Source organism: Streptomyces sp. NPDC102441 (genome assembly GCF_044765585.1).
Classification (GTDB): Bacteria; Actinomycetota; Actinomycetes; order Streptomycetales; family Streptomycetaceae; genus Streptomyces.
Genome location: NZ_JBIWKH010000007.1, coordinates 241269 through 257204, shown reverse-complemented (window position 1 = coordinate 257204; position 15936 = coordinate 241269). Strand labels below are relative to the sequence as shown.

Genomic DNA, 15936 nt, shown 5'->3' with positions numbered 1-15936 from the left:
GCGCGCCCCCGGCATGGGCGCGCCCACCGGGCTCAGGCGTCCCCGAACTCCATCAGGGCCACCGGATCCGAGGTCGGCTGTTCGGATCCGCCCGCCGGCTCGACGGTGATGCCCATGCCGGACGCGCGGTCCACGGGTCCGTCCAGCAGGACCGCGTCATCCGTGGCGGACGGGTTCATCAGGCCTGCCCCCCGCATCGTGCCGCCGTCGTCGAACCACAGCTGGTACACCTTGCCGCTGGGTGGCCGTGCCAGGTCCGACGCGAGGAACACCGCCCGGTTCACGCTCTGCGAGACCACCACCGTGCCCCGGGCACCGTCCCCGAGATCCGCGGCACCGGTCGTGGCGTCCGGGGCGCTCAGCACCCGCGCCACCTGCTCGTTGTGCTGCTCGGCCCGGGCGGTCTCCTGACGCGCGTCCTGCGCGACCTGGTTCTGCCACACGGCCACCCCGCCGAAGGCGGCAGCGGCGGCGACGCAGGCGGCCAGCGCGTACGTCGACCAGCGGCCCGCCCGGCGGGCGGAGACCCCGGGGCCGGAGTTCCGGCCCCGGGGCGGCGGCTCCTGCCGTACGGTCGTGATGTCACGCAGCACCCGCTCCCGGAGTGCGGGCGGCGGGGTGGCGGACACGGCGAGTCCGAGACGCGCGGCGGTGGCGGACAGCTCACGTACCTCCTGGGCGCACGCCTCGCAGGCACCCAGATGCCGTTCGAACGCCAGGCGTTCGTCGTCCGGCAGCGCGTGCAGGGCATAGGCCCCGGTCAGCGTGTGCAGCTCGGCCGTGCTCATGCGTTCACCCCCAGGCAGTCGCGCAGCCGGATGAGCCCGTCGCGCAGCCGTGTCTTGATGGTTCCCAGTGGTACGGACAGGAGCTCGCCGACCTCGCGGTAGGTCAGTCCGCGGTAGTACGCCAGCTTCACCGACTCCCGCTGGAGCTCGGAGAGCGTCCGCAGACAGCGCCGGACCTGCTCTCTCTCCAGCCGGCTCTCGACCTGCTCGGACACCTCGTCGAATTCCGGGGTGCGGTCGAGCAGCGCGGCCTTGTGCTCCCGCGCCGCGGTCGCCTCGGCCGACCTGACCCGGTCCACCGCGCGGTGGTGGGCGAGCGTCAGCACCCAGTTCATGGCGCTGCCACGGGACGGCTGGTAGCGGGGGGCGGTGCGCCACACCTCGACCAGGACCTCCTGGGCCACCTCCTCGGACTGGGCGGGGTCGCGGAGAACACTCCGCACCAGGCCGAGGACCGGCCCGCTGACCTGGTCGTACACCTGCGTGAAGGCGGACTGGTCGCCACGGGCGACCTGGCCGAGCAGCTCCTGCAGGCCGGGGCCCGACGAAGGGACCCCACTGATGTGTACGGCTTCTCTCACGCGGACGGTCCTCCCGGAGCACGCATCGGTTTACTGGGTAATTCGGAGCCGGCGGCCCGGAGGATTGGTCCGGCAGCTCAGGGCTTCGCCGCCCCGCCCACCTTCTCGTACGCACGCGGGGCCGGCCGGGGCCGGGTCCTGCGGGCCGCGCGGATGACGAGGAAGAGCGCCAGCCCGAGCGGCGAGAGCAGAATCGTCAGGACCAGGAGCGGGCCCGCCACCAGCGGGGACATCCCCAGTCTGCGGGCCTCCAGGAAGATCCACTGCCCGAGCAGCAGATCCCAGGCGATGATCTGCGCCCAGACCGCCCAGACCGCCCAGACCGCCCCGGCGCCGTTCGCCAGTGCGGTCAGATCGCGGAAGGTGTCGATGTCCGGACTGCTCACAGCCGTCCACAGCTCCGGGAGCACCGCACCGGGGCGGCCATCACCGCCCAGAGAGTGAGCAAGGGCAGGACGGTCAGCGGGGAGGCCATGTTCGGCGCCCTGCGACGGCTCGCCCATGTGGACGCCTCCGCCCGTGCGTACGGGGGTGGAGGGGAGACGGGCCGGGAGTGACATACGTGAACCCGGTCGCCGTCCAGGACGGCGACCGGGTTACGGGGGTGCGGGGGAGGCGCGCCTACGCTGCGCTCTCCTGCTCGCGCTCCACCTGCTCGTTCCACTCGCGCTTGACCTCGCGCCAGGCGTCGTCGTTCTGGCCGAGACGCCAGTAACCCGAGATCGACAGCTGCCGCAGAGGGATGCCGCGCTCCAGGCGGAGGTGGCGCCGGATCTCCTTCACGAAGCCGGCCTCGCCGTGGACGAAGGCCTGCACCTCGCCCTCGGGGAACTCCAGTCCGCTCACCGCCGCGACGAGGGCTTCGCCCACCGGGCGGTCGCCGCGGTGCAGCCAGGTCACCGAGACGCCGTCCGGCGCCGCGAGCTTCTGCTCCTCCGAGGGGTCCGGAACCTCCACGAAGGCGTGCACCACCGCACCCTCCGGCAGGTGCTCCAGCGACGCGGCGATCGCGGGCAGGGCGCTCTCGTCGCCCACCAGCAGATGCCAGTCGGCCGAGGCCTCCGGCGCGTAACCGCCGCCGGGTCCCAGGAAGGTCACCTGGTCGCCGCGCTGTGCGTGCGCCGCCCAGGGGCCTGCCAGGCCCTCGTCGCCGTGCACCACGAAGTCGACGGCGAGCTCACGGGCCTCGGGGTCCCAGGAGCGCACCGTGTACGTCCGGGTGGTGGGCCACAGCTCACGCGGATACTCCTCGCGGATCCTGGCCATGTCGAAGGGGTGCGTGTAGTCGGCGCCCTCCGGGGCGAAGCACAGCTTGATGTAGTGGTCGGTGTAGCCCGCGAGGGTGAAGTCGGCCAGGCCGTCGCCGCCGAGGACCACGCGCACCATGTGCGGGGTGATCACTTCGGTGCGCAGAACCTGCGCCCCCTGAGCCTTCGGTGCCCGGCGTTGCGGCCGCTCTGCCACGGGGTTTCTCCCTGCTCTGCTCTGGACGTACGTGAGTCTCTGCCCACTTAGGCTTACCTAAGCTAACACCTTCAGGTCTGGAGTGTGAGGAGCAGGCGCTGCAGTGCGTTCCCGAGGCCCCACCGTGTCGCCAGGGCCTCCAGGGCGGCGGGATCGCGCGGCTCGCGAGGGAGCGCGGGGGTGAACTCGGGCAGGGGCACGTCATCGGCGACACGGACGACCTTCGGGGCGACCGCCACATAATCCCGGGCCTCGTCCAGCCGCTTGCGCTGGGACGGGGTCAGCCGGGCGGCTGGATCGTCCACCGCGGCCATGATGCCGGCCAGGTCACCGAAGGCGTCCAGCAGCTTCGCCGCCGTCTTCTCGCCGATGCCGGGGACCCCCGGCAACCCGTCGCTCGGATCGCCTCGCAGCAGGGCCAGGTCGACGTATCCGCCGCCGTCCACGCCGTACTTCCCGCGCAGCCACGCCTCGTCCGTCACCTGGAGCGTCCCCACGCCCTTCAGCGGATAGAGCACCCGCACCCGGCGGGCGTCGTCGACCAGCTGATAGAGATCGCGGTCACCGGTCACGATGTCCACCGGACCGGTGGCACGCCCGGCCAGCGTGCCGATCACGTCGTCCGCCTCGTACGGCGAGACGCCCACCCGGGCGATCCCGAGAGCGTCCAGCACGGCCTCGATCACCGGGACCTGCGGGGAGAGGGTGTCGGGGACCTCCTCCTCGTCGGGGACGCCCTCGGTGGTCTCGACGGCCACCCGGTGCGCCTTGTAGGTCGGGATGAGGTCGACGCGCCACTGCGGGCGCCAGTCCGCGTCCATGCAGGCGACCAGGTCGTCCGGCCGGTGGTCCTGCACCAGCCTGGCGATGAAGTCGAGGAGTCCGCGCACGGCGTTGACCGGCGTGCCGTCCGGTGCGCGCACCGAGTCCGGGACGCCGAAATAGGCGCGGAAATACAGGGAGGCGGTGTCGAGGAGCATCAGGCGTCGCGTCACACCTCGATGATGCCGCACCGCTCCGACAGTCAGGGCGGTGCGGAGTGGTTCCCGCGACAGCGATTCGTTCATAGTGATCTGAATCACACATGTGTTTGGGTCGCGTAAGTGGGGGAAGGCGCGGCATCGGAGCGGACCACGTCCATTTTTCAACAAAATGCACGTGCTCTGCGGACCGAATCCGCACCGCTCCACGGTCTGCCGACGGGGATGGCAGACCGTTTTCGGTTCAACGCGTGAGGTGTATGTGTCAAGGCTGCAAGCTGAGCACCTGTACAAGGTATTCGGCAGACGACCCGATCAAGCCGTGCAGATGCTCGAAAGCGGTACCCACCGCGACGAGCTGCGCGCCGACGGAACGACCGCAGCGGTGATCGACGCCTCGTTCACCGTGGAACCTGGCCAGATCTTCGTCGTCATGGGACTCTCCGGTTCGGGGAAGTCCACATTGCTGCGGATGCTCAACGGCCTGCTGGAGCCCACCGCTGGACGTGTGCTGTTCGACGGGGAGGACCTGACAGCCCTGAGTCCCCGTGATCTGCGTACCGTCCGCTCCAGGAAGATCAGCATGGTCTTCCAGCACTTCGCGCTCTTCCCCCACAGGAGCGTGCTGGAGAACGCCGCGTACGGCCTGGAGGTCCAGGGCGTCCCGCGGGTCGCGCGGGAGGCCCGTGCCGCCGAGGCGCTCGAGATGACCGGCCTCGCCGGCTGGGAGAAGTCCTGGCCCGACGAGCTGTCCGGCGGTATGCAGCAGCGTGTGGGTCTGGCCCGCGCGCTCGCCACCGACGCCGACCTGCTCCTGATGGACGAGTCCTTCAGCGCGCTCGACCCGCTGATCCGGCGCGACATGCAGGACCAGCTGCTCGAACTGCAGAAGCGCCTGAAGAAGACGATCGTCTTCATCACGCACGACCTCAACGAGGCCATGCGCCTCGGTGACCGTATCGCCGTGATGCGGGACGGTGAGATCGTCCAGCAGGGCACCGCCGAGGACATCCTCGTCCGGCCGTCCAACGACTACGTCGCGTCGTTCATCCAGGACGTGGACCGCTCCCGGGTGCTCACCGCCGGTTCGATCATGGAGGCGCCCGGGAAGGGCCGCTCCGATGCCGAGCTGAAGGCCGAGGCACCCGCGACGGTGTCCGCCGAGACGCCCATCGCCGAGCTCTTCACCCCCTGCTCCACCAGCGGGTCGGCCGTCGCCGTCACCGATGAGGGCGGCAAGGTCATAGGCGTCGTCCCGCGCGCCCGGCTGCTCGCCGCGCTCGGCGAGGAACCCCAGGTCGACAACCAGGTTCCGGCCCCGCGTGAGGTCAAGAAGGTGATCGCCGGTGCCTAGATTCACCTTCGGCTCGTGGGTCGAGGACGCGGTCGACTGGCTCCAGTCGAACCTCACCTGGATCTTCGACTTCATCAAGGCCGTGCTCGGCGGGATGTACGACGGCGTCAACGCCGTGCTGGGCGGCGGTGAGCCGCTGCTGATGGCCGGGATCTTCGCCGTCCTCGCGTTCTGGCTGCGCGGGGTGGTACCCGCCGTGCTCACCTTCGTGGGCTTCGCGCTCATCGACTCCCTCGCCCTCTGGGACGAGGCGATGGCGACCCTTTCGCTGGTCGTCGTCGCAGCGGTCATCACCATCGTGATCGCGGTGCCCATGGGTATCTGGGCGGCGCGCAACAACAGGGTCAGCGCCACGCTGCGGCCGGTGCTCGACGTCATGCAGACGATGCCGGCCTTCGTCTACCTGATCCCCGGCGTCATGTTCTTCGGCGTCGGCGTCACCCCCGGTGTGATCGCCACGATCGTCTTCGCGATGCCGCCCGGCGTCCGGATGACAGAGCTCGGCATCCGCCAGGTCGACGGGGAGCTGGTGGAGGCCGCCGAGGCCTTCGGTACCACGCCCAAGCACACCCTCACCCGGGTGCAGCTGCCGCTCGCCCTGCCGACGATCATGGCCGGGATCAACCAGGTCATCATGCTGGCTCTGTCGATGGTCGTCATCGGCGGCATGGCCGGCGCCGGCGGCCTCGGCGAGAAGGTGTACGCGGCGATCACCCAGCTCCAGGTCGGCCTCGCCGCCGAGAGCGGGATCGCCGTCGTCATCCTCGCCATGTACCTGGACAGGATGACCGGCGCGCTCAACGAGCGGGTCTCCCCGCTCGGCCGCCGCGCCGCCGCCAAGGTCGCCGCCGGTGCGCGGCGCCTCAAGTTCACGCACTACAAGCCGGGAACCGCCGTCGCGATGACCGGTGTCGTCGTGCTCGCGCTCGTCGCGGGCGGCCTCAACATCGTCGGTTCCGGCGACTCGAAGGCCACGCAGGCCGACAGCGGCAACGTCGGCCAGGGCCAGAAGATCAACATGGGGTACATCCCCTGGGACGAGGGCATCGCCTCCACCTTCCTGTGGAAGGAGATCCTCGAACAGCGTGGTTACGAGACCGGGATCACCCAGCTCGACGCCGGCCCGCTCTACTCCGGTGTCGCCCGTGGCGACATCGACTTCCAGACGGACTCCTGGCTGCCGACCACGCACAAGGACTACTGGGACAAGTACAGCGACCAGCTGGACGACCTGGGTTCCTGGTACGGGCCGACCTCGCTGGAGCTGACTGTCCCCTCGTACGTCAAGGGCATCGACTCGCTCGAGGACCTCAAGGGCCAGGGCAAGAAGTTCGACGGCAAGATCATCGGCATCGAGGCCAGCGCCGGGATGATGGGCACGCTGAACAAGAAGGTGCTCAAGGAGTACGGCCTCGAAGGTGAGTACGAGGTCGTCTCGTCCAGCACCTCCTCGATGCTCGCCGAGCTCAACGCCTCCATCAAGAAGAAGGAGCCGGTCGTGGTGACCCTGTGGTCGCCGCACTGGGCCTACGGGGCGCACGACCTGAAGAAGCTCAAGGACCCGAAGGGTGCCTGGGGCAAGGGCGAAGAAGTGCACACCGTCGCCCACAAGGGCTTCGCGAAGAAGGCTCCCGCCGTCGCCGACTGGCTCAAGGACTTCAAGCTCACCGAGAAGCAGCTCACGAGCCTCGAGAACGAGATCCAGAACGCCGGCCAGGGCAAGGAGCAGGACGGCGTCCGCACCTGGCTGAAGAAGAACTCCGGCCTGATCGACAAGCTGGCTCCGGTGCCGGGAGGCGCGGGCGGTTCGCAGCAGGGCAAGGACGCGGGCAAGACCGTCAACATGGGGTACTTCCCGTGGGACGAGGCCATCGCCAGCACCTACCTGTGGCAGAACGTGCTGGAGGACCGGGGCTACAAGACGTCGGTCAAGCAGCTCGACCCGGGCCCGCTCTACACCGGTCTCGCGCAGGGCCAGCTCGACGTCCAGTTCGACTCCTGGCTGCCGACGACCCACAAGGACTACTGGGACCGGTACAAGGAGAACCTCGTCGATCTCGGTTCCTGGTACGGCCCGACGTCGCTGGAGCTGTCGGTCCCGTCGTACGTCAAGGGCATCGACTCGCTCGAGGACCTCAAGGGCCAGGGCAAGAAGTTCGACGGCAAGATCATCGGCATCGAGTCGAGCGCCGGGATGATGGGCACGCTGAACAAGAAGGTGCTCAAGGAGTACGGCCTCGAAGGTGAGTACGAGGTCGTCTCGTCCAGCACCTCCTCGATGCTGGCCGAGCTGAACCGGTCGATCAAGAAGAAGGAGCCGGTCGTGGTGACCCTGTGGTCGCCGCACTGGGCCTACGGCAAGCACGACCTGAAGAAGCTCAAGGACCCGAAGGGTGCCTGGGGCAAGGGCGAGCAGATCCACACGGTCGCCAAGAAGGACTTCGCCAAGGACTTCCCGGAGCTGACCGGATGGCTGAAGGACTTCAAGCTCAGCGAGGCGCAGCTGGCCTCGCTCGAGGTGGAGATGCAGAAGGGCGGCGCCGGCAAGGAGAAGGAGTCCGCCCGCCGCTGGATGGACGCCAACCCGGATGTGGTGGCGAAGATGGCACCCGTCGGCAGCTGATCAGCGGATCGACACAGCCGTCACGATGAAGGGGACGGCCCCGGTAGCGGACCGGGGCCGTCCCCTTCAGGCTGGTCGGAGGGGATCCCCGAGGGTTACCCGCCCGGCCCCGTACGTCGGCTTCCTCTCCGTCTGCGCAAACTACATGCGTAGGGTGCTGGCAACCGGGAGGATGGCGATCCGGGGAGGGAGCCGGACATGGACGACAAGGAAGCCCTTCGAGTGGGCGCGGCGGTCCGCCGACGCCGCAGGACGCTCGGACTCACCCTGGCCGCGGTGGCCGGGCGCAGCGGACTGTCCGTACCGTTTCTCAGCCAGATCGAGAACGAACGGGCCAGACCCAGCCCGCGCTCCCTGCACCGGGTGGCGGAGGCGCTGGAGACCACGACCGAGCGGCTGCGGGCCGCGGCGGACTCGGCACGCTCCGTTGACGTCGTACGGGCGGACGACGAGAACGGCGTACGCAGGCTGGTGCGCGGGCGGCACCAGCTCAGCGCGCTGGAGTTCATCGGCGAGCAGGACCTGGGGCGCGAGTTCCAGCACCGCAACGACGAGGTGATGTACGTCGTGGAGGGCGCCGTCGAGGTCGAGGCCGAGGGCCGGGCCCACCGGCTGGGCCGGAACGACACCCTCTTCCTCTCCGGCGGGGTCAGGCACCGGTGGCGGGCGACCGTACCGGGCACCCGGCTGCTGGTCGTCTCGGTCGCCGAGCACATCGACGCGACGTACGACTCACGCCGCTGACGGAGGAGTGCCGATGCGCGTCGTCCCGCCCCACGCGTCGACGGGCGTACCTCACGTGGTAGGGACCGACACCGGCCGGAGCGGCCGCGGCGCCGCGAGCAGCGCTCCGCTGAACAGCCCGCCCAGCGTCCGTACGCCGGCGACCGCCCAGGCGGTCACCAGCAGCGCGTAGAGCGCCACGGCGAGCCAGGTGAAGGCGTCAAGACCGGTGTGCCTCGCCAGCCCCGCCGCGCCGGTGACACACGTGCCCACCGGGAAGGTGAAGCCCCACCACGTCATCGTGAACCGCATGCCGCGCCGCATCGCGCGCACCACGAGCGCGGCCGACAGGGCCAGCCACAGCAGTGCGAAGCCCATCACCGGGACCCCGTAGAGGACGGCGAACGCGCCGAAGGCCGAGGCGTACGGCGCCGAGACCGTGCCGGGCGCCACATCGGCCAGCTGGGTGACGGCCGTCGTGGACTGTCCGAGCGGTCCGAGCACGAGGAACAGCGTCGGGGTCAGGGCGAGCGGCGGTGGTCCCTGGTGGACCAGCCGCGCGAAGACCAGCGGAACGACCACCAGGGTCGACAGCAGGGACAGCCCGAACATCGCGTAACAGGCGAGCAGGAGCGCCTCCCGCGCCTGCCCGGGGGCCAGTTCGGGCACCAGCAGGGGGCCGACCGCGGCCGAGACCATGGGGGCCACCAGAGGCAGCAGCCAGACCGGCGACGCGGTGCCCGGTGCGGGACGGTGGCGTACGACCATGAGGTACGGGATGGCGACGGCGGCGGCGAGGCCGGCGACCGTGCCCGCCGTGAACAGAACCGCGTCCACGGCGACGGCGGCCGGATGACCGATGACGTCCTGGCCCGCCACCAGGGTCCCCGCGCCGACGGCGAGCAGCGCCATGGACAGACAGCCGTGGAACGGGGCGACGGCAGGATCCAGGAGGTGGGCGCGGGCCTGGTCGCGGTGCAGGACCCAGTGCCCGGCACGGGCGGCCAGCACGAGGGCCAGCAGCACGGCGGACAGGGCCCACACCACGACACAGGCGGTCCGCAGACCCGGCACCCCCACGGGCAGCGCGGCACCGGCTGTCGCGACGATGGCGGTTCCCATCACCGTCGCGTACCAGTTGGGGCCGAGATGACGCAGGGACGGCAGCCGGGGGGCGACGGGGCGGGAGGCTGGAGCCCCGGTCTTGGTCTGCGGAAGGATGGCCATGCCACGATTCTCGCCGGGTGCACCGTGGCCCACCAGGGAGCGCGGAGCTATGAGGTCATAGGCTGGCCTTATGTCCGGTCCCGCGCCCACGTCCTCCCTGCCCCACCGTGTTCCCGACCTGGGAGCCATGGTGCTGCTGCTCGCCGTCGCGCGGCACGGCAGTCTGGGCAGGGCGGCGCGGGACGTCGGCATCAGCCAGCCCGCCGCCTCCGGCCGTATCCGGTCGATGGAGCGGCAGCTGGGCGTCGCGCTCCTGGACCGCTCACCGCGCGGCTCCCGGCTGACCGACGCCGGCGCCCTCGTCACCGACTGGGCGCGCAGGGTCGTCGAGGCGGCGGAGGCGTTCGACGCCGGAGCCCAGGCGCTGCGGGACCGGCGCGACTCCCGGCTGCGGGTCGCCGCGAGCATGACCATCGCGGAGTATCTGCTGCCGGGCTGGCTGATCGCGCTGCGGGCCGAGCGCCCCGGGACCGCCGTGTCCCTGCTCGCGGGCAACTCGGCGGCGGTCGCCCTGCGGCTGCTGGCCGGTGAGGCGGATCTGGGCTTCGTCGAGGGGCTCTCGATACCGGAGGGGCTCGACGGCACCGTCATCGCGCACGACCGGCTCGTCGTCGTGGTCGCGCCCTCCCACCCGTGGGCGCGCCGGGAGCGGCTGACCCCGGGGGAACTCGCCGAGACGCCCCTGATCCTGCGGGAACACGGTTCGGGCACCCGCCAGGTCCTGGACGCCGCGCTCGCCGTGCACGGCGGACTGGCGCGTCCTCTGCTCGAACTCTCCTCGACGACCGCGGTGAAGGGGGCCGCCGAGAGCGGCGCCGGTCCCTGTGTGCTGAGCGAGCTCGCGCTGGGCGAGGAGCTCTCGGCGCGGCGCCTGGTCAAGGTCCCGGTCGCGGGCGTCCGGCTGCGCAGGCAGCTGCGCGCCGTCTGGCCCGCCGGCCACCGGCCCACGGGACCTGCCCGGGACCTGCTCTCCCTGACCGCCCGGGAGGCGGGTCAGACCTGAGGCACGGCCGCCCCCGGCCTGGCCGCCTCCACCAGGGCCCGCATGATCCGCAGGTCGTCGCCCATCTCAGGGTGCCACTGCACACCCAGCACCCACGGGTCGCCCGTCAGTTCGACCGCCTCCACCGTGCCGTCCGCCGCGTGCGCGGAGGCCACCAGACCCGGCGCGAGCCGGTCCACGGCCTGGTGGTGGTACGTGGGTACGGATGCCTCCTCGGGCACGAGCGAGGCGTACAGCGTCCCGGGGACCGGCGTCACCGCGTGCTCGCCCAGGACACCGGCCTTGCCGAAGGGGCCCGCGTGGCCGTCCAGATGCTGGGTCAGCGTGCCGCCCAGCGCCACGTTGAGCAGCTGCATACCGCGGCAGATCCCCAGCACCGGAACGCCGGCCTCCCTCGCCGCGCGCAGCAGGGCCACTTCCCAGGTGTCGCGCTCGTGGGCCGGCGGACCTGTCCTGAAGTCGCGCTCCGCGCCGTACAGTCCGGGGTCGACATCGGCGCCGCCCGCGATCACGAGGCCGTCCACCCGGGCGACGACGGCCGCTGCCTTCGACGGTTCGTCCGGCGGCAGCAGCGCGGCCAGTCCGCCGGAGCGCTGGACCAGCGCGGGGTAGGCGGAGGGGAGCACCGCCGCCGGGAGTTCCCAGACGCCCCAGCGAGCCGCCGGCTCCAGATAGGTCGTGACGCCGATGAGCGGTTCGTGCATGGTGCGGTCCCTCCGGCGGCCGGTCTGCCGGCCGGCCCGGTGCAATGGTGTTGCGTCATACCTTTGTTCGTACCGGGCCGTCGCGCAAGAGCAGTGATCCGGAAGGGCCGGTTCAAGCCAGGAAGCCGCGGAGCAGCGCGGCCGTTCCCGCGCAGTGCTCGCGCATCACCGTCCGCGCGCCCTCCTCGTCCCCTGCGAGCACCGCGGCGACCAGGGCGGTGTGCTGGTGCTGCGAGTGTTCGAGGTTCCGCACCAGCAGGGGGATGCAGTCCAGCAGCTCGTTGACGCTCGCCCTCACCGTCGCGTAACGGGCCGCGAGCGAGGGGGAGCCGGAGAGCCCGGCCAGCGTCAGATGGAAAAGGGTGTCGATCCTGCGGTAGTCGGGCAGAGGTGCCTCGTGAGTCGCCGCCAGAGCCGCACGCAGCCGGTCCGCCCCCTCGTCGTCGAGGCCGCGCGACGCGCAGAGCCCGGCCGCCCCCGACTCCAGGACCTCGCGGAAGAGCAGGACGTCCTCGATGTCGGTGCCGGCCGTCCGGCGGCGCAGCTCTCCACCGTCGGCGGGGCCGGTGCGGGGGAGCACGAACGTACCGCCGTACCGGCCGCGTCTGGCCTCGATCAGGCCCTGGTCCTGGAGTACCTTCAGCACCTCACGCAGGGTCACCCGGCTGATGCCGAGCAGCCCGGCCAGCTCGCGCTCGGCAGGCAGCCGCCCGCCGCCGGGCACCAGGCCGAGCCGGACCACCTGGAGGATCTGCTCAAGGGCCTCCTCGAAGCCGTTGCCCGCGCGGACCGGCCGCAGGGCGGGCAGCAGCCGGCCGGAGTACCCGGGCTCACCGGTCTCTTCCGCCACGTCCCGATTCCCTTCCCCCTAATGGTTTTCTCCCATACCTTAAGACTGCCGGGCAGTCCAAGCCCTCCGGCTGACCGACCGAGGAGCGTTCCGTGGCAGACCGAACACCCCCGCTGGGGACCGACGAGCTGCGCCTGCTCGTCGAGCGCGGTGAGATCGACACCGTGGTCCTCGCCTTCACCGACATGCAGGGCAGGCTGCAGGGCAAACGGTTCGCGGCGTCCTTCTTCCTCGACGAGGTGCTGGAACACGGCACGGAGGGCTGCAACTACCTGCTCGCCGTCGACACGGACATGAACACCGTCGACGGATTCGCCATGTCCTCCTGGTCCAGCGGATACGGCGACTTCGCGATGCGCCCCGACCTCACGACCCTGCGCCGGATCCCCTGGCACGACGGGACGGCCCTGGTCATGGCCGACCTCGCCTGGGAGGACGGGTCCCCGGTCGTCGCCGCACCCCGCCAGATCCTCCGCCGGCAGCTGGAGCGGCTCGCCGCGCACGGGCTGACCGCCCATGTCGGCACGGAGCTCGAGTTCATCGTCTTCAAGGACACCTACGAGCAGGCATGGGACCGCAACTACCGCGGCCTCACCCCGGCCAACCAGTACAACATCGACTACTCCGTGCTCGGCACCGGCCGCATCGAACCCCTGCTGCGCCGCATCCGCAACGAGATGGCGGCCGCCGGGCTCACCGTCGAGTCCGCCAAGGGCGAGTGCAACCCCGGCCAGCACGAGATCGTCTTCCGCTACGACGAGGCCCTCGTCACCTGTGACCAGCACGCCGTCTACAAGACCGGTTCCAAGGAGATCGCCGCCCAGGAAGGCGTCTCGCTCACCTTCATGGCCAAGTTCAACGAGCGCGAGGGCAACTCCTGCCACATACACCTCTCGCTCCAGGACGCCGACGGACACAGCGTCATGGCGGGCGAGGGCGGCACGATGTCCCCCGTCATGCGGCAGTTCCTCGCGGGCCAGCTCGCCGCCCTGAGCGACTTCTCCCTGCTGTACGCGCCGAACATCAACTCCTACAAGCGGTTCCAGCCCGGCTCCTTCGCCCCGACCGCCGTGGCCTGGGGCCACGACAACCGCACCTGTGCCCTGCGCGTCGTCGGGCACGGCCGCTCGATGCGCTTCGAGAACCGGCTGCCCGGCGGCGACGTCAACCCGTACCTGGCGGTCGCAGGCCTCGTCGCCGCCGGACTCCACGGCATCGAGAACCAGCTGGAACTCCCCGACGCCTGCGAGGGCAACGCCTACACCGCCGGATACGACCAGGTCCCCGCCACACTCCGCGAGGCCGCCGTCCTCTGGGAGAACAGCGACGTGGCCCGGGAGGCCTTCGGCGAAGGCGTCGTCGCGCACTACCGCAACATGGCGCGCGTCGAACTGGAGGCCTTCGACGCGGCGGTGACCGACTGGGAGCTCCGCCGCTCCTTCGAACGTCTGTGAGGCACCCGTGATCCAAGAGCACCGCGTCCTGAACCCGGCGACCGAGGAGCTCGTCGCCACCGTCCCCGCCACCACCGCCGCCGACGTCGGCGCCGCAGTCACCCGCGCCGCCGCCGCCCAGCGCACCTGGGCGGCCCTGGCCCCCGCCGACCGCGCCCGGCTGCTGCGCCGCTTCGCCGTCCTCGTCGACGAACACATCGAGGAACTGGCCTTGCTGGAGGTCACCGAAGCGGGGCACACCCTGGGCAACGCCCGCTGGGAGGCGGCCAACGTCCGGGACCTGCTGGACTACGCGGCCGGGGGAGTGGAACGCCTGACGGGGCGCCAGATCCCCGTACCGGGAGGGATCGACCTCACGTTCCTCGAACCGCTGGGCGTCGTCGGAGTGATCGCCCCGTGGAACTTCCCCATGCCCATCGCCGCATGGGGGGCCGCCCCCGCCCTCGCGGCCGGCAACGCCGTCCTCCTCAAGCCGGCCGAGACCACCCCGCTCACCGCCCTCCGGCTGGCCCGGCTCGCCCTCGACGCCGGCCTCCCCGAACACCTCTTCCAGGTGCTGCCCGGCGCGGGCGACGTGACGGGCAACGCCCTCGTCGAACACCCCGGCGTGGCCAAGATCGTCTTCACCGGGTCGACCCGCGTCGGCAAGCGGATCATGGCCAGGTGCGCGGACCGGGTGAAGCGGCTGACCCTCGAACTCGGCGGCAAGAGCCCCAACATCGTCTTCGCCGACGCCGACATCGAGGCCGCCGCGGCCGCCGCCCCCATGTCCTTCCTGGACAACGCCGGCCAGGACTGCTGCGCCCGCACCCGCATCCTGGTCCAGCGGTCCGCGTACGAGCGCTTCCTGGAACTCCTGGTCCCGGCCGTCGCCTCCGTCGTCGTGGGGGACCCGTCGGACGAGAGGACACAGATGGGCCCGCTGATCTCCCGGACCCAGCTGGAGCGCGTCCACGGCTACGTCCCGGCCGGCGCGGACGGCATCCGGGGCAGCGCGCCCGCCGGCCCCGGCTTCTGGTTCCCCCCGACCGTCCTCACCGGGATCGCCCCCGACGCACCCGTCGCCACCGAGGAGGTCTTCGGACCGGTCGCCGTCGTCCTGCCCTTCGACGACGAGGACCACGCCGTACGGCTGGCCGACGCCACCGAACACGGTCTCGCCGGCTCGGTCTGGACCCGTGACGTGGGCCGCGCCCTGCGGGTCTCCCGGGCGGTCCGGGCCGGGAACCTGTCCGTCAACTCCCACTCCGCCGTCCGCTACTGGACCCCCTTCGGCGGGTACAAACAGTCCGGGCTCGGCCGTGAACTGGGGCCCGACGCCCTCGCGGCCTTCACCGAAACCAAGAACGTCTTCATCGGCACGGAGGCCTGAGCTCACATGACCACCGACTCCGGGAACATCTGCCGCCGCCTGACCGGCCGCACCGCCGTCATCACCGGCGCGGGCAGCGGCATCGGCCTCGCCACCGCCCGCCGGCTGGCATCGGAGGGAGCGCACGTCGTCTGCGGCGACATCGACGAGAGCGCGGGCCGGGCCGCCGCCGAGGAGGCGGGAGGCACCTTCGTACCGGTCGACGTCACCGACCCCGGCCAGGTCGAGGCACTCTTCGCCGCCGCGGACGACACCTACGGCTCCGTCGACATCGCCTTCAACAACGCGGGCATCTCGCCGCCCGACGACGACTCCATCCTCACCACCGGTCTCGAGGCCTGGAAACGCGTCCAGGACGTCAACCTCACCTCCGTCTACCTCTGCTGCAAGGCAGCCCTCCCCTACATGAGGCGCCAGGGCCGCGGATCGATCATCAACACCGCGTCCTTCGTGGCCCGGATGGGCGCCGCGACCTCCCAGATCTCGTACACCGCGTCCAAGGGCGGTGTCCTCGCCCTGTCCCGCGAACTCGGGGTGCAGTTCGCCCGCGAGGGGATCCGGGTCAACGCCCTGTGCCCCGGGCCGGTCAACACCCCGCTGCTGCAAGAGCTGTTCGCCACGAACCCCGACCGGGCCGCACGCCGGCTCGTGCACATTCCCCTCGGCCGGTTCGCCGAGGCCACGGAGATCGCGGCCGCCGTCGCCTTCCTCGCGAGCGACGACTCCTCGTTCGTCAACGCGACCGACTTCCTCGTCGACGGCGGGATCTCGGGGGCGTACGTGACCCCCCTCGACTGACACTCCTAGGCTGGC

General features: G+C 71.0%; 14 protein-coding genes and 1 pseudogene. 7 read left to right on the top strand and 8 right to left on the bottom strand.

Annotation, left to right across the window (positions count from 1 at the left end; genetic code table 11):
- Positions 1–32: 32 nt before the first annotated feature.
- The 5 genes and pseudogenes from ACIREO_RS17665 to ACIREO_RS17645 form a co-directional block, all read right to left on the bottom strand.
- The gene (locus ACIREO_RS17665; protein WP_404110554.1) at positions 33–788 is read right to left on the bottom strand and encodes an anti-sigma factor domain-containing protein; all 756 of its coding nucleotides are present in this window, start codon (positions 786–788) and stop codon (positions 33–35) included.
- Positions 785–1369, bottom strand: coding sequence for a sigma-70 family RNA polymerase sigma factor (locus ACIREO_RS17660; protein ID WP_404110551.1), 585 nt, complete (start codon positions 1367–1369; stop codon positions 785–787). Before ACIREO_RS17660 ends, ACIREO_RS17665 begins: the two co-directional genes overlap by 4 nt.
- Before the next feature lie 77 nt (positions 1370–1446).
- Positions 1447–1880, bottom strand: a pseudogene (locus ACIREO_RS17655) (abscisic acid-deficient protein Aba4 family protein); the annotation flags it as partial.
- Positions 1881–1990: 110 nt separating this feature from the next.
- Complete coding sequence (locus tag ACIREO_RS17650) at positions 1991–2833, bottom strand: siderophore-interacting protein (RefSeq protein ID WP_404110548.1); 843 nt, start codon at positions 2831–2833, stop codon at positions 1991–1993.
- Between the two features lie 71 nt (positions 2834–2904).
- The gene (locus tag ACIREO_RS17645; protein ID WP_404111070.1) at positions 2905–3813 is read right to left on the bottom strand and encodes a 5'-3' exonuclease H3TH domain-containing protein; all 909 of its coding nucleotides are present in this window, start codon (positions 3811–3813) and stop codon (positions 2905–2907) included.
- A 262-nt stretch (positions 3814–4075) separates the two neighbouring features.
- Here ACIREO_RS17645 and ACIREO_RS17640 point away from each other — a divergent pair, with 262 nt between their 5' ends.
- The 3 genes from ACIREO_RS17640 (at position 4076) to ACIREO_RS17630 (ending at position 8534) form a co-directional block, all read left to right on the top strand.
- Positions 4076–5167 carry a glycine betaine/L-proline ABC transporter ATP-binding protein gene (locus tag ACIREO_RS17640; protein ID WP_404110545.1) on the top strand — a complete coding sequence of 364 codons (1092 nt, stop codon included), beginning with the start codon at positions 4076–4078 and terminating at the stop codon, positions 5165–5167.
- Positions 5160–7790 carry an ABC transporter permease/substrate binding protein gene (locus tag ACIREO_RS17635; protein ID WP_404110543.1) on the top strand — a complete coding sequence of 877 codons (2631 nt, stop codon included), beginning with the start codon at positions 5160–5162 and terminating at the stop codon, positions 7788–7790. Before ACIREO_RS17640 ends, ACIREO_RS17635 begins: the two co-directional genes overlap by 8 nt.
- Before the next feature lie 198 nt (positions 7791–7988).
- Positions 7989–8534, top strand: a complete 546-nt coding sequence (locus tag ACIREO_RS17630) for a helix-turn-helix domain-containing protein (RefSeq protein ID WP_404110541.1) — start codon at positions 7989–7991, stop codon at positions 8532–8534.
- Positions 8535–8585: 51 nt separating this feature from the next.
- Here ACIREO_RS17630 and ACIREO_RS17625 read toward each other — a convergent pair whose 3' ends face one another.
- Entirely contained in the window at positions 8586–9740 is a 1155-nt protein-coding gene (locus ACIREO_RS17625) for a TDT family transporter (RefSeq protein WP_404110539.1), read from the bottom strand.
- A gap of 70 nt (positions 9741–9810) precedes the next feature.
- Between ACIREO_RS17625 and ACIREO_RS17620 the strand changes: the two genes are divergently transcribed.
- Positions 9811–10743, top strand: a complete 933-nt coding sequence (locus ACIREO_RS17620) for a LysR family transcriptional regulator (RefSeq protein ID WP_404110536.1) — start codon at positions 9811–9813, stop codon at positions 10741–10743.
- Here the strand turns inward: ACIREO_RS17620 and ACIREO_RS17615 are convergent.
- A complete protein-coding gene (locus ACIREO_RS17615) occupies positions 10734–11447 on the bottom strand; it encodes a gamma-glutamyl-gamma-aminobutyrate hydrolase family protein (protein WP_404110532.1) in 714 nt (237 codons plus the stop codon). The genes ACIREO_RS17620 and ACIREO_RS17615 overlap by 10 nt on opposite strands.
- A 112-nt stretch (positions 11448–11559) precedes the next feature.
- Positions 11560–12297 (bottom strand): FadR/GntR family transcriptional regulator, encoded by a 738-nt coding sequence (locus ACIREO_RS17610; protein WP_404110530.1) that lies wholly within the window; start codon positions 12295–12297, stop codon positions 11560–11562.
- Positions 12298–12389: 92 nt separating this feature from the next.
- Between ACIREO_RS17610 and ACIREO_RS17605 the strand changes: the two genes are divergently transcribed.
- From ACIREO_RS17605 to ACIREO_RS17595, 3 genes are read left to right on the top strand one after another with little or no spacing between them, the layout of a single operon-like run.
- Positions 12390–13751 carry a glutamine synthetase family protein gene (locus ACIREO_RS17605; RefSeq protein WP_404110528.1) on the top strand — a complete coding sequence of 454 codons (1362 nt, stop codon included), beginning with the start codon at positions 12390–12392 and terminating at the stop codon, positions 13749–13751.
- 7 nt (positions 13752–13758) lie between these two features.
- A complete protein-coding gene (locus ACIREO_RS17600) occupies positions 13759–15123 on the top strand; it encodes an aldehyde dehydrogenase family protein (protein WP_404110526.1) in 1365 nt (454 codons plus the stop codon).
- Between the two features lie 6 nt (positions 15124–15129).
- Positions 15130–15921: a 3-oxoacyl-ACP reductase gene (locus tag ACIREO_RS17595; protein WP_404110523.1), complete on the top strand. Its 792-nt coding sequence runs from the start codon at positions 15130–15132 to the stop codon at positions 15919–15921.
- The last annotated feature ends 15 nt before the right edge of the window (positions 15922–15936 follow it).

Coding starts and splice junctions, on each gene's coding strand:
- ACIREO_RS17665 (WP_404110554.1), bottom strand. CDS start 788: ATGAGCACGGCCGAGCTGCACACGCTGACCGGGGCCTATGCCCTGCAC.
- ACIREO_RS17645 (WP_404111070.1), bottom strand. CDS start 3,813: ATGCTCCTCGACACCGCCTCCCTGTATTTCCGCGCCTATTTCGGCGTC.
- ACIREO_RS17630 (WP_404110541.1), top strand. CDS start 7,989: ATGGACGACAAGGAAGCCCTTCGAGTGGGCGCGGCGGTCCGCCGACGC.
- ACIREO_RS17625 (WP_404110539.1), bottom strand. CDS start 9,740: ATGGCCATCCTTCCGCAGACCAAGACCGGGGCTCCAGCCTCCCGCCCC.
- ACIREO_RS17620 (WP_404110536.1), top strand. CDS start 9,811: ATGTCCGGTCCCGCGCCCACGTCCTCCCTGCCCCACCGTGTTCCCGAC.
- ACIREO_RS17615 (WP_404110532.1), bottom strand. CDS start 11,447: ATGCACGAACCGCTCATCGGCGTCACGACCTATCTGGAGCCGGCGGCT.
- ACIREO_RS17595 (WP_404110523.1), top strand. CDS start 15,130: ATGACCACCGACTCCGGGAACATCTGCCGCCGCCTGACCGGCCGCACC.